This is a genomic window from Magnetospirillum sp. LM-5 (genome assembly GCF_902729445.1).
Classification (GTDB): domain Bacteria; phylum Pseudomonadota; class Alphaproteobacteria; order Rhodospirillales; family Magnetospirillaceae; genus Magnetospirillum.
In genome coordinates, this window is the sequence record NZ_CACVCE010000073.1 from 65,001 (window position 1) to 77,871 (window position 12,871).

Sequence of the window (12,871 nt, forward strand, 5' to 3'; positions counted from 1 at the left end):
CCGCAAATATCCGCCTGCCGCCACTGCCCATTTTTGCGCCCAACTTGGGGGGTCGAATGAACACTTCCATGATCCGTATCGCCGTCGCCTGCACGATGGCCGTCGCCGCCTCCGCCGCCAACGCCGAGGATAAGGTGGTCAACGTCTACAATTGGTCGGACTATATCGCCAAGGATACCCTGGCCAAGTTCACCGCCGAGACCGGTATCAAGGTCAAGTACGACACCTATGGCGAGAACGAGGAACTGGACGCCAAGCTGATGGCCGGAAAGTCCGGCTATGACGTGGTGTTCCCGTCGGCCTCGCCGTTCTTCGCCGCCCAGGTCAAGGCCGGCGTGTTCCAGAAGCTGGACATGGCCAAGATCCCCAACGCCGCCGGCCTCGACAAGGTCGTGCTGGCCAACCTGGCCAAGGTCGATCCGGGCAACGCTTACGGTCTGCCCTACATGATGGCCGCCACCGGCATCGGCTACAACATCGACAAGGTCAAGGCGCTGCTGCCGGCCGCCCCCACCGATTCGTGGGCGATGCTGTTCGATCCGGCCGTCGCCGCCAAGCTGAAGGCGTGCGGCATCTCGGTGCTGAACACCCCGATCGAGGCGGTGCCGGCGATGCTGGCCTATAAGGGCATGGACCCGCAGGCCCAGACCACCGAGGCGCTGAACGCCGCCATGGACGGGTTGATGCCGCTGCGTCCCAACTATCGCTATGTCCATTCCGAGAAGTATCGCGCCGATCTGGCCAATGGCGACATCTGCGTCGCGCACGGCTATGTCGGCGACCTGGTGCAGTCGCGCAACCGGGCCAAGGAAGCCAAGAAGAAGCAGAATATCGGCATCCTGATCCCCAAGGAAGGCGCCCAGGTCAATATCGACATGATGGCCATCCCCGCCGCCGCCCCCCATGCCGAGGCCGCGCACGCCTTCATCAACTTCATCTTGCGCCCCGACATCATCGCCGCCATCACCAACGAGACCGGCTATGCCAACGCGGTGCCGTCGTCGCTGGACAAGGTCGATCCCGACATCGCCAAGGACCCGGTGATCTTCCCGCCGGCCGCCGTGCAGGCCAAGCTGTTCACCTCGCCGCCGCCGGCCCCCAAGGAGTTCGACCGCGCCCGCACCCGGGCCTGGGCGAAGTTCCGCTCGGCCAAGTAAGGGTGGGCAAGAAGGCCGCCATTCGGTTGGCGGCGGTGGAAAAGCGCTTCGGCGCCACCGCCGCCGTCGACGGTATCGACCTGACCATCGAGGAGGGGGAATTCTTCTCCCTGCTCGGTCCGTCGGGTTGTGGCAAGACCACATTGTTGCGCATGCTGGCCGGCTTCGAGACCCCCACCTCGGGGCGGATCGAGATCGCCGGCCAGGACATGACCGCCGTCGCCCCCTACGAGCGGCCGGTCAACATGATGTTCCAGTCCTATGCCCTGTTCCCGCACATGAGCGTGGCCGACAACGTCGCTTTCGGCCTGAAGCAGGACGGGGTGAAGAAGCCCGAGATCGATACCCGCGTCGCCGAGGCGCTGGATCTGGTCCGCATGGGCGATTTCGGCAAGCGTAAGCCGCATCAATTGTCGGGTGGCCAGCGTCAGCGCGTCGCCCTGGCCCGCTGCCTGGTCAAGCGCCCGCAGGTGGTGCTGCTGGACGAGCCCTTAAGCGCGCTGGACAAGAAGCTGCGCGAGCAGACCCAGTTCGAACTGGTCAATATCCAGGAACGTGTCGGCATCACCTTCGTCATGGTCACCCATGACCAGGAGGAGGCGATGACCATGTCGTCCCGGGTCGCGGTGATGGATAAGGGCCGCATCCTGCAGGTCGGCCGCCCGCACGAGGTCTATGAATATCCCGCCAACCGTTTCGTCGCCGACTTCATCGGTACCGCCAATTTCTTCGCCGGCCAGGTGACCGCCGGCGGCTGCTTCCAAGCCGACGGCATCGCCCGGCCGATGGTGGTCGATCCGGGCGAGGCGGTGGGTGCGGCCACGGTGATGATCCGGCCCGAGAAGCTGGCGATGTCCCGCGAAGCGCCGGCCGATGCCGCCAACCTGGTCGCCGGCACGGTGGTCGAGATCGCCTATCTGGGTGACGTCTCGATCTATCATGTCCGGCTGGAATCGGGCCAAATCGTCCTGGCCACCGCCGCCAACCTGCGCCACTCGGCCGAGCCCGGCCTGACCTGGGACGACCGGGTGTTCCTGTCCTGGCATCCGGCCAATCAGGTGGTGCTGCGATGAGAGTGGCGGGTCCCCGGCGCGACTGGGGCCGCCTGCTGGTGGTCGGCCTGCCGTTCCTGTGGCTGGGGCTGTTCTTCCTGGTGCCCTTGCTGATGGTCGGCAAGATCAGCCTGTCGGAATCGCGTTCAGGCATCCCGCCCTATGAACCGCTGTTCGAATTCGCCGACGGCGCCCTGGTCATGGTGCGCGCCTCGTTGGCCAATTTCGCCCTGTTGTTCGAGGACGATCTGTATGTCGGCGCCTATTTCCAGTCGCTGACCATCGCCGGGCTATCGACCGTGATCTGCCTGCTGATCGGCTATCCCATGGCGCTGGGGATCGCCCGGGCCAGGGCCGATCGGCGCGGGCCCTTGCTGCTTTTGGTGATCTTGCCGTTCTGGACCAGCTTCCTGATCCGCGTCTATGCCTGGATGGGCATTCTGAAGGACGAAGGCCTGCTGAACGGGTTGCTGCTGGCCCTGGGCCTGATCCACGAGCCCTTGATCATCCTGAACACCGATTGGGCGGTCTATATCGGCATCGTCTATTCCTATCTGCCCTTCATGGTCCTGCCGCTTTACGCCAGCCTGGAAAAGCTGGACCCCTCGCTGCTGGAAGCCGCCGCCGATCTGGGGGCGCCGCCGTGGCGGGCCTTTCTGGCGGTGACCCTGCCCTTGTCGCTGCCCGGCATCGTCGCCGGTTCGATGCTGGTGTTCGTGCCCGCCGTCGGCGAATACGTCATCCCCGATCTGCTGGGCGGCGGCGACACTATGATGATGGGCAAGGCCTTGTGGGACGTCTTCGCGCAGAACCGCGATTGGCCGGCGGCCTCGGCGCTGGCGGTGGCGATGTTGGCCGCCTTGGCCCTGCCGATGGCCTTGTTCCATCACCTGCAGGGCCGGCTGGAAGGTGACGGGCGGTCATGAAGCGCTCGGCCTTCCTGATGTCGGCGCTGGCTTTCGGTTATGCCTTTCTGTACGCGCCGATCGTGCTGCTGGTGACGTGGTCGTTCAACGAATCGCGCGTCGCCAACATCTGGGGCGGCTTTTCGACCAAATGGTATGGCGAGCTTTGGGACAATTCCGAGTTCCTGGATGCCGCCTGGCTGTCCCTGCAAGTGGCCGCCACCAGCGCCACCGCCGCCCTGGGGCTTGGCACCCTGGCGGCGCTGGCCTTGGTTCGCTTCGGCCGTTTTCCCGGCCGCGGGCTGTTTTCCGGCCTGCTGGCCGCCCCCCTGGTGATGCCCGAGGTGATCCTGGGCCTGGCCCTGCTGTTGCTGTTCGTGGCGCTGGAAGATTTGATCGGCTGGCCCGACGGGCGCGGCTTTTCCACCATCGTCATCGCCCATACCACCGTGGGGCTGGCCTATGCGACGGTGGTGATCCGCTCGCGCTTGGCCCAGATGGACCGCAGCCTGGAAGAGGCGGCGATGGATCTGGGGGCGCGGCCGGTCAAGGTGTTCTTGGTCATCACGCTGCCGGTGATCGCGCCGTCGCTGGCGGCTGCCTGGCTGCTGGCCTTCACCTTGTCGCTGGACGATGTGGTGGTGGCCTCGTTCGTCACCGGGCCGGGGGCATCGACCCTGCCCATCGAGGTGTTCTCGGCGGTGCGCCTGGGGGTGTCGCCCCAGGTCAACGCGCTGGGTTCGCTGATCGTCGCCGTCGTGGCGGTGATCATCGTCACGGGCTGGTGGCTGGCTGGACGTCGGGCAAGGTGAAGAAGAAGGTGGCGCCGTCACCGTCGGACTGCAGCCAGATGCGTCCGCCGTGGCCTTCCACCACCCGTCGGCACAAGGCCAGCCCGATTCCGGTTCCGCTTTCTTGACCGGGCTTGTTGAAGCGGCGGAATATTTCGAACACCGCCTGGTGGTATTCCGCCGGAATGCCGATGCCGTTGTCGGCCACCGAGAACAGCCAGAACTCACCTTCCTTTCGGGCATCGATGGAGATGCGCAAGGCCCGATCCGGGTGGCGGTAGCGCAACGCGTTGCTGACCAGGTTCAGGAAGACCGCGCCGATCTGGACGCTGTCGCAGACGATGGTCGGCATCGGCCCCGACACGATTTCGGCGCCGCAAGAATCGATGGCGCTTTTCAGGCTGGCCCGGACGCTGGCGACCAATTCGCCCAGATCGACCGATTCAGGCGTCAGCAGCGCCCCGCCCGAGCGTGAATAATTGAGCAGGCTCAGGATGTTGGCCCGCATGCGCTGGGCGCCCTGGACGGCGAAGCCGATATAGTCCCGCGCGTCCTGGTCCAGATTGTCGCCCAAGTGGCGTTCCAGCATCTGCAGGAACAATTGCACGGTTCGCAGCGGCTCTTGCAGATCGTGCGAGGTGACATAGGCAAAGCGTTCCAGTTCGTCGTTGATGCGTTCCAGCTCGTGGCTGCGTTCCGACAAGGCCTGCTCGGCGTCGCGGCGTTTGGCGATCAGGCGGTTGGCCGCCACGGCGAAGCGTTCGTGCTCGGCGAAGGTAAGCCCCCCGAGGTCGATGTCCTTCAATTGGTCGGACGCGACCGTCAGCGCGCTTTCCAGGCTTTGCGAATCCCGCGCGGCCCGTCGGCTGACGGTGCGGATCACCACCACCATCACGCCGCCAAGCATGGTGGCGACAGCCAGGCCGATCGCCAGCTTGACCATCACGCCCTGACTGAGCGCCACGGCTTGCGCCGCCAGCAAGGCGTTGTCGCCTTCGACATAGGTGGTGGCGCCGATGGTCCAGTCCCAGTCGGGCACGTCCAGCACATAGGCGGCCTTGCCGGCCGGGCGCTGTCCATAGCCGGCCGGCATGTCATAGGTGACGATGCCGCCCCCCGCCTTCGCCGTCTCCTGGAACCGTCGGATCAGGTCGGCGGCATTCTTGTTGCCTTCGACAACCGGATTGCGGCCGGCATGCGGGCCGACCACCGAATGGCCGTCGCCCCGGGTGACGAACAGATAGCCATCCTCGCCGAAGCGAACGGCGGACAGCCGGCTGGCCACCTCGGCCCGGATCGATTCCTCCATGTCGCCGACATACTCGCCGGTGCCCAGCACCCAGCCCAGCGGCTCCAGCGTCCGGACATAGGAAATCTTCAGATGGTCGTTGCCGGGTTTGCCGGGCTGGGTCCAGTAATAGCGGGTGAAGCCGCTGCCATGGGCGCGCACGATATCGAGCATGTCGCGCACGACGAATTCGCCGCGGGCGCCGGTCAGGCCCAGCATGTTCTTGCCTTCCAGCTCGGGCCGGGCGGCGAACAACTGCTCGACGCCCTCGGTATTGAAGGCGAAGTAATAGCCGCGACCGTCGTTGAAGCGGATCGGACGAAGCGATTCGCGAACCAATGCTTCCAGGTCCGGGCGGGACATTTTCGACCCGAACAGGGCGATCTGGCGCATGGCGATGGCGTGGGCCTCGTCGACCCGTTCGCGCAGGATCTGCTCGACGCGGTCCTCGGTGCGACGGCGCTCGTACTCGATCATGGCGGCGGCGTCAGAGACGATCTGGTGAAGTTCGTTCTTCAGGCGGGCTTGGCCATCGGCGCGAATCTGCTCGGATGTGGCGCGGAAATCGGCATATTCCGACGCCATCCACAATCCGCTCAGCACCACCAGGGCCGCGAATATCGCAGCGCTCAGGCGGACGGACAATTGGTCGATCAGGCTTGGCTTTACGGCCACTCGGATGTCTCTTCCCACCCAGCGATGGTTGGTCTTCCCCCAAGGGGAGGGCATTATCCCACGATTCTTGACCGGGACAAGGACCAGCGCGGTATAAGGTGTGGTCATGGATACCAGCCTCGCCCGCGCCCGTTCGGCGCTGTCATTCTCGTGCCTGGGCCATCTTTACGCCCATGTGTTCGAGCCGATCTTCTATATCGTCGCCCTGGTGCTGCCGGGCGAGCTGGGCCTTCCTTACGAAGAGGTGCTGGCCCTGGTGATCGGCGGCAAGCTTTTGTACGGATTGCTGGCCCCCGGGGCCGGCTGGCTGGGCGATCGCTGGAGCACCGTCGGCATGATGGCGCTGTTCTTCATCGGCCTGGGGCTGGCGGCGATTTCGGTCGGCTTCGCCACCTCGGCCTGGACCATCGGCCTGACCCTGGGCCTGGTCGGGCTGTTCGGCTCGATCTATCACCCGGTCGGCATTTCCTGGCTGCTTCGGAACGCCGTCGATAAGGGAAGCGCCATCGGCCTTAACGGCGTGTTCGGAGGCATCGGGCCGGCGGCGGCTGGCCTGCTGGCCGGCGGGCTGATCGAACTGGCCGGCTGGCGGGTGGCCTTCATCGTGCCGGGAATCGTCGTGTTGCTGACCGGACTGGCGTTTCTTTACTTCCTGGCCAAGGGCTGGGTCATCGAGACCAAGGCCGATCGCGCCCCGGTGGCGGCGCCCAGCAGGGGCGACACCGTGCGGGCCGGCATCGTGCTGTCGGTGACCATGCTGTGCGCCGGCCTGATCTATCAGGCGACCCAGCCGGCGCTGCCGAAATTGTTCTCGGAGCGGCTGGGCGAGGGCGGCAGCGTCGGCGACGCCGCCCTGGCGGTGACCATCGTCTATCTGGTCGCCGGCCTGACCCAGGTGGTGGCCGGCCGTCTGGCCGACCGCTATCCGCCCAAATGGGTCTATGTGCTGTCCTATGTCGCCCAGGGGCCGCTGCTGGTGGCGCTGGCCTGGCTGGCCGGGGTGCCGCTGGTGATGGCGGCCATGCTGGCGGTTGCGCTGAACATGGCCGGCATCCCGGCCGAGAACCTGCTGCTGGCCCGCTATACCCCGGCCAAATGGCGCGGCACCGCCTTCGGGCTGAAATTCGTGCTGTCGTTCGGGGTGTCGGGCCTGGGAGTGCCGCTGGTGTCGTTGCTGCGCGGCCTGACCGGCGGGTTCGAGATGCTGTTCTTCCTGCTGGCGGCCTCGGCCATGATGGTGGCGGCCGCCGCCTTGCTGTTGCCCGCCGAAAAAGAAACCGCCGCGCCATAACGGGGCGCGGCGGTGAAGGTGGGGGGATCAACAGGGTTAATGGATCAGGTGGTCTTGGCCTTGGGCAGGGCGGCGCGGACCAGCGCCTTCAACTTGCCGACCGCGGCGGATTCGATCTGACGGACGCGTTCGCGGCTGATGTTGTAGCGCTGGGCCAGATCTTCAAGGCGCAGCGGATTGTCGCGCAGCGTGCGATGGGTGACGATGTCGCGCTCGCGCTCGCTCAGGCTGCCCCAGGCCTGCTTCAGCAATTCGCGGCGATACATCAGCTCCTGGCGCTCGCCCAGGACCTCCTCGACCGAGGGACGGTCGTCGGGCAGCAATTCGCCATAGGGCACGCCGCTTTCGCCGACCGGCATGTCCAGCGAGCGCGGCTGATGGGCCAGCAGGCGTTCCATCTCCGAGACCCGTTCGGTGCGCACGCCCAGTTCGGTGGCGACCTGATGGGTTTCCTCGGCCGACAGGCTGTTGCCCGACGGGCCGGTCAGGCGGGCCTTCAAGCCGCGCAGCTTGAAGAACAGCTTCTTGCGCTCGGCCGACAGGCCGAAGGTCACCGGGGTCGAGAATTTCAGCACATATTCGAACATCGCCGCGCGCACCCACCACTGGGCATAGGTGGAAAAGCGCAAACCGCGATCGGCCTCGAACCCTTCCAGGGCGCGGACCAGGCCAAGATTGCCCTCGGCGATCAGGTCGGCGGTGGACAGGCCATAGCCCTTGAACTGGCCGGCGGTCTTGACCACCAGACGCAGGTGCGAGGCCAGCAGGCGCTCGCGGGCGGCTTGGTCCTGGTTGGTTTGCCAGCGCTCCATCAGCAGGATTTCTTCCTCGGCGCTCAGCATCGGCGTCTCGCGGACCGCACGGAAGAAGGCGGCGGCGGGATCGGTCGAGGGGCGGGGAGTGGACATTGCGGTCTCCAGCACAGGTCAGCCTTGGTTGCTTTACAAGATAGGGAGTGGCCATTGATAAAGCCAATCGATAAACCTTGTCGAAATGATAGGCGTTGGTTATTAATTGGTCTATGACGACCTTGCGCAAACTGCAATGCCTGGCCGCCCTGGCCGAGCTTCTTCACTTTCGCCGCGCCGCCGAGCGGGTCGGGATGTCGCAGCCCGCCCTGTCGGCCCAGATCGCCCAGCTCGAGGAGCAATTGGGCGTGTTGCTGGTCGAGCGCACCCGGCGCAGCGTGCTGATGACCCCGGTCGGGCGCGAGGTGGCGGCGCGGGCGCGCACCATCCTGCGCGATGTCGGCGACCTGGAAGATGTCGCCCGGCTGGCCGGCAAGCCGCTGGCCGGGACCTTGCGCGTCGGCGTGCTGCGGACCCTGGGGCCCTATTTGCTGCCGCACATCCTGCCGGTGTTGAAAGAGCGCCACCCCGCCCTGAAGCTTTACCTGCGCGAGGAGCCGGCCCCCCGCCTGCTGGCCGAGCTGCGCCAGGGGGAACTGGATATCCTGCTGATCGCCGCCATTCCCCCCGACGACCAGCATCTGACCTTTGTTCCCCTGTTTCGCGAGCCTCTGTGGCTGGCCTTGCCGCTGGATCATCGCTTGGCCGGCACCACCGACCTGGCACCGCGGGAATTGGCCGGCGAGCGGTTGATCCTGCTGGAGGTCGGCGACGGTATGCGCGAGCCGGCGCTGGCCTTATGCACCCGGGCAGGCGCCACCGAGCATCCCGACTACCGCGCCACCTCGCTGGATTCGCTGCGCCAGATGGTCGCCACGGGGCTGGGGGCGACCTTCCTGCCGGCCCTTTACGTCGAGGCCGAGGCCCAGGCCGACGACCAGATCTGCGTGCGCCGCCTGCAGCCGGACCCGCCGGCGCGACCGATCCACCTGGCCTGGCGCCGGACCACCTCGCGCGCCGACGAATTCAGATTGCTGGCCCGGTTGATCCTGGAAAACCTGCCGGATTCGGTCGAGCGGCTGTGATCAGGCGGCCATCATCCCCTCGCGGATGGCGATCTTGTAAAGCTCGTGCCGATTGGCGACGATGACGCGAAAGATCGACGGGTCCAACTCGCCGGCGGTGACCATGGTCTGCATGATGGCGACGACGTCATCGACCGGCAGGCGACCGCGATAGGGCCGGATCTGGCACAGCGCCTGGAAGATGTCGCACATGGTCAGAATCCGGGTCTCGGTGTCGATCCGCTCGGCGGTCCAGCCGAACGGATAGCCCGAGCCGTTCAATTTCTCGTGATGCTGCGACGCCCATTTGGCGATCGGCGTGCCCGGAAACAGCGAGGCCAGGACCAATTTGCTGTCCAAGGGATGGCGCAGCATCAGGTCGCGTTCTTTCGGCAGCAGCGCGCCGGGCTTTTCCAGAATCTCGTCGGGGGTACGCAACTTGCCGATATCGTGCAAAAGGCCGGTCAGCCGAAGCGCCAGGCGCCTGTCGGGGTCCAGGCCCAGCAAGCCGCCCAGGGCATAGACCAGGTCGGCGACACGCAGGCTGTGGTAATGGGTGAAATGGCTTTTGGCATCGACGATCTGCGAAATCATCTCGCCCAGGGCCATGATGTCGTCGAAGGCCAGGATGGTGGAATGGTCCCAGAAAGACAGCGTCTCGAAGATCGCCTGATCCAGGAATTCCTCTTCCAGCTCGATGAAGAAGCTGTCCTTGCGGATGGCCTCGCGCATGGCCTCGAACAGGGCGGGCGAGAACAAGGTGCCGCTATGGGGGCGAAGGGTTTCGACCAACTCGTCGCGGGCGCGAAAGACATCGTGGGGCTGGTGGCTGGTGCCATACACCGCCAGGACGACGTCGAAGCGGTCCATCAGAAACACCAGGTTGGTGAATTGCCGCTCGAGCGGCGCCATCGAGTCCGGCAGCGACTGCCACCTTGTGTGGTGATGTCGGCAGGTCTGGGCATATTGCGCAAAGGGGGCGAAGCCCTGCAGGAAATCCGCGCCGCGCACGCAATGCCCGTCGGCGCCAAACCATTCCAGCTCGTCGACCAGCTTCTGGTGCGAGGTGGTCGATGACACGCCGCAATCGTGCAGCATTCCGGCGATCAGCATGAAATGCCGTAATTCCCGGTTCCAGCCCAGGATATGGGCGACGCGGTGGCACATCAGCCCGACCCGACGACCATGGCTTTTGTCATCGACGCCGACATAGTCCAAGGCCTTGGTGACGGTGTGGGCGACCTGGCCCAGATCCAGGCTCATGACCTGGCTTCGAAAGGTAAGGCCGCAGGCTGCATTCATCGCCGGGTATCCTTGTTCGACACCTGTGGAGGCCCCTTTTAGCTTGGGCGATGAAATCCGAATTTCCAGGGGCTAACAAAGTATTAGCCGTGGTGGCGCCCCGCCGACCGGTCAGTCGTGGGACGGGCGGTCGCGGCGCAGCGCCTTGGTTTGGCCGCGCTTGCCCTTGCTTTCCAGCCGGCGTTCCTGGCTGCCCTTGGTCGGTCTGGTCGGGCGGCGCTTGGGCGGCGGCGGCTTGGCCGCCTCGCGGATCAGCTCGACCAGCTTGGTCAGGGCCGAAGCGCGATTGCGATCCTGCGAGCGATGTTCCTGGGCGGTGACGATCAGCACGCCGTCAAGGGTCAGGCGCCGCCCGGCCAGTTTTTCCAGCCGGGCCTTGACCTCGTCGGGCAAAGACGGGCTGTTGCGCACGTCGAAGCGCAACTCGACCGCCGTCTCGACCTTGTTCACATTCTGTCCGCCGGGGCCCGACGACCGCGAGAAGCTTTCTTCGATCTCGCGGTCGTCGAGTTGGATACGGCGGGTAATGGGGATCAATATTGCTTGTCCGTCCACATGTCCGGGTTGAAGCGGATGACCCGGTTGCGGCCGGTTTCCTTGGCCTGATACAGGGCGACGTCGGCGAACTTGACCGCCTGCCAGAAGGTGTCGCTGTCGTTGGGGAAGTCGGCAACGCCGATCGAGATGGTCTTCTTCAGCGACACGGTGCCGGCGTGAATCTCCATCGCCTCGACCGAGGCGCGGATCTTCTCGGCGATCAGGTCGACATCCTCGGGCGGTGCATCGACCAGCACGATCATGAATTCCTCGCCGCCATAGCGGATCACCATGTCCGAGGTCCGCACGGTCTGGCGCAGCACCTTGGCCAGGGTCTTGATGACGACGTCGCCGACATCGTGGCCGTAGGTGTCGTTGACCATCTTGAAGAAGTCGAGATCCAGCATCATCACGCCCAGGCGACCCTTGCGGCGCTGGACGTTGGAAATCAGCGTATCGACATATTCTTCCAGGAAGCGGCGGTTGTTCAGCCCGGTCATCGGGTCCTTGAGCGAGGATTCGCGCAAGGTTTCCATCAGCTTCTTGGTCTCGAGCACCGGCGCGGCCTCGCGCAGGTAGACCGAGACATAGGGAAGCAGGCCCTGGATGCGCGTCTCGTCGGCATCCTTGGTGACGATCTGCAAGACGTTGCCGACCCCGCCCGACTGGATCACCGGCAGGCAGATGTGATTGCGGCCGGTTTCGCCCTCGGGCGGCAGGAAGGAATAGCAGATGCCGGGGTTCAAGGTGCCGTCGACCACATGGCCGGTGCGGCGCGCCCGGCAGCCTTCGCTGCGCACCAGGATCTGCGGGTCGCACCAGCGGCAGCTGTCGGAGGAAACGCCATCGACGAACAGCGGCGTCATCTGGTTCTTGTTGGCCACCATCTCGTAGATGGAATACTCGTTGATGCCGAATTCGCCGCTCAGCGCCTTGGCCAGACGCTGATGGATCTCGGCCTTGGTCTCGTCCTCTTCGATCGCCTGCTTGAAGTGGGCGGCCTTGGTCAGTCCCTCGACCATGTCGATGGTGGCGGTCAACTGGTTCTCGTCGGGCGACGGCGTCCGGCTGGTCAGGCGGGCGACGTTGGCGCCGATCCGGTTCAGGCCGTCATCAAGGAAGTTCAGCAGCCGGTTCATGTCGGTGGCGATCTGTCCCAACTCGTCGTTGGTCAACTGATCGACCTTGGCCTTGAAGTCACCGCGCAGCGCGCGCTGCACCGCGACCTCGACGTTCTCGGCGGTCGTCGAGATCGGCTGGATCATGCGGCGGATCAGCATGATCGCCACCAGCGAGAACAAGGTGACGACCACGACGATGCCGCCGACGGTCAGCAAGGCCTTGTTCTTCAGGCTGCCGATCGAGACCTGCATGGTGACCGCGCCCAGCACCATGCCTTCCTGAACCTGATGGCATTCCAGACAATTGGGCGAACCGCGGTTGGTGGCGATGAAGGGGATGGTGCCGCGGATCAGGGTGTCGTCCGAGGTCTCGACGATCTCGTACTGGGCCTTGCCGTCGCGCAGCACCTGGATTTCGATGTCGTCGGACGCGGTTTCCTGGCTCAGGCCCTTGCCGAACTGCTGCTCGACCATGGGCGAGCGCACCACCCGGGCCGAAGCCAGGCCCTGCACCTCCATCAGGCGCTTGAGGAAGCTCTCGCGCTTGTCGATGACGCCGTTGATCATCGATTCGGTCAGGTGGACGCGAACGATTTCCGCTGCCGTACGGATGTGTTCCGACGACGAGACGATCGAAAAACTGCGGAAGGCGTAAAGGCTGATGGCCACCAGGATGACCAGCAGGCCAATGGACATCGCCGCAAAAAACATCGTCACTTTGGCGTTGAGATTCATCGCCGACTGTCTCCCCCAAAAGAATGCCGGCGGACTTCCCTCGAATTCGCCGCAACGTCCCTGTTCCGCTGCGGAGAATAATCGGCCCGGCTGCCGAGGGCAACG

Annotated in this window: 11 protein-coding genes; 6 read left to right on the forward strand and 5 right to left on the reverse strand. The window is 65.1% G+C overall.

From position 1 onward, the window contains the following. Positions 1 to 68 precede the first annotated feature (68 nt). Genes MTBLM5_RS18180 through MTBLM5_RS18195 form a run of 4 tightly spaced genes read left to right on the forward strand, consistent with a single transcriptional unit; the run spans position 69 to position 3,926 of the window. A complete protein-coding gene (locus MTBLM5_RS18180; protein ID WP_173977458.1) occupies positions 69 to 1,157 on the forward strand; it encodes an extracellular solute-binding protein in 1,089 nt (362 codons plus the stop codon). A 2-nt stretch (positions 1,158 to 1,159) separates the two neighbouring features. Beyond that, the gene (locus MTBLM5_RS18185; protein ID WP_254431122.1) at positions 1,160 to 2,230 is read left to right on the forward strand and encodes an ABC transporter ATP-binding protein; all 1,071 of its coding nucleotides are present in this window, start codon (positions 1,160 to 1,162) and stop codon (positions 2,228 to 2,230) included. Beyond that, on the forward strand, positions 2,227 to 3,135 hold the full coding sequence (locus MTBLM5_RS18190; protein WP_173977459.1) for an ABC transporter permease subunit: 909 nt from the start codon (positions 2,227 to 2,229) through the stop codon (positions 3,133 to 3,135). Before MTBLM5_RS18185 ends, MTBLM5_RS18190 begins: the two co-directional genes overlap by 4 nt. After that, the gene (locus MTBLM5_RS18195) at positions 3,132 to 3,926 is read left to right on the forward strand and encodes an ABC transporter permease subunit (protein ID WP_173977460.1); all 795 of its coding nucleotides are present in this window, start codon (positions 3,132 to 3,134) and stop codon (positions 3,924 to 3,926) included. Before MTBLM5_RS18190 ends, MTBLM5_RS18195 begins: the two co-directional genes overlap by 4 nt. Here MTBLM5_RS18195 and MTBLM5_RS18200 read toward each other — a convergent pair. Next, positions 3,889 to 5,868: a cache domain-containing protein gene (locus tag MTBLM5_RS18200; protein WP_173977461.1), complete on the reverse strand. Its 1,980-nt coding sequence runs from the start codon at positions 5,866 to 5,868 to the stop codon at positions 3,889 to 3,891. The genes MTBLM5_RS18195 and MTBLM5_RS18200 overlap by 38 nt on opposite strands. 106 nt (positions 5,869 to 5,974) lie before the next feature. On the opposite strand from MTBLM5_RS18200, the gene MTBLM5_RS18205 reads away from it, so the two are divergent. Next, the gene (locus MTBLM5_RS18205) at positions 5,975 to 7,159 is read left to right on the forward strand and encodes a nitrate/nitrite transporter (protein WP_173977462.1); all 1,185 of its coding nucleotides are present in this window, start codon (positions 5,975 to 5,977) and stop codon (positions 7,157 to 7,159) included. Positions 7,160 to 7,203: 44 nt separating this feature from the next. Here the strand turns inward: MTBLM5_RS18205 and MTBLM5_RS18210 are convergent, their stop codons facing one another. Next, a complete protein-coding gene (locus MTBLM5_RS18210) occupies positions 7,204 to 8,067 on the reverse strand; it encodes an RNA polymerase factor sigma-32 (protein ID WP_173977463.1) in 864 nt (287 codons plus the stop codon). 113 nt (positions 8,068 to 8,180) lie between these two features. Between MTBLM5_RS18210 and MTBLM5_RS18215 the strand changes: the two genes are divergently transcribed. Continuing rightward, positions 8,181 to 9,092, forward strand: a complete 912-nt coding sequence (locus MTBLM5_RS18215; RefSeq protein ID WP_173977464.1) for a LysR substrate-binding domain-containing protein — start codon at positions 8,181 to 8,183, stop codon at positions 9,090 to 9,092. Here MTBLM5_RS18215 and MTBLM5_RS18220 read toward each other — a convergent pair whose 3' ends face one another. The 3 genes from MTBLM5_RS18220 to MTBLM5_RS18230 all read right to left on the reverse strand — a co-directional run bounded on the left by MTBLM5_RS18220 (position 9,093) and on the right by MTBLM5_RS18230 (position 12,766). Further along, a complete protein-coding gene (locus tag MTBLM5_RS18220) occupies positions 9,093 to 10,334 on the reverse strand; it encodes an HD-GYP domain-containing protein (RefSeq protein WP_173977465.1) in 1,242 nt (413 codons plus the stop codon). It lies immediately after the preceding gene. Between the two features lie 150 nt (positions 10,335 to 10,484). Next, positions 10,485 to 10,910 (reverse strand): alternative ribosome rescue aminoacyl-tRNA hydrolase ArfB, encoded by a 426-nt coding sequence (gene arfB / locus MTBLM5_RS18225; RefSeq protein WP_068501084.1) that lies wholly within the window; start codon positions 10,908 to 10,910, stop codon positions 10,485 to 10,487. Next, positions 10,907 to 12,766 (reverse strand): diguanylate cyclase, encoded by a 1,860-nt coding sequence (locus tag MTBLM5_RS18230; RefSeq protein ID WP_173977466.1) that lies wholly within the window; start codon positions 12,764 to 12,766, stop codon positions 10,907 to 10,909. The genes arfB and MTBLM5_RS18230 overlap by 4 nt, the downstream gene beginning before the upstream one ends. Positions 12,767 to 12,871 lie beyond the last annotated feature (105 nt).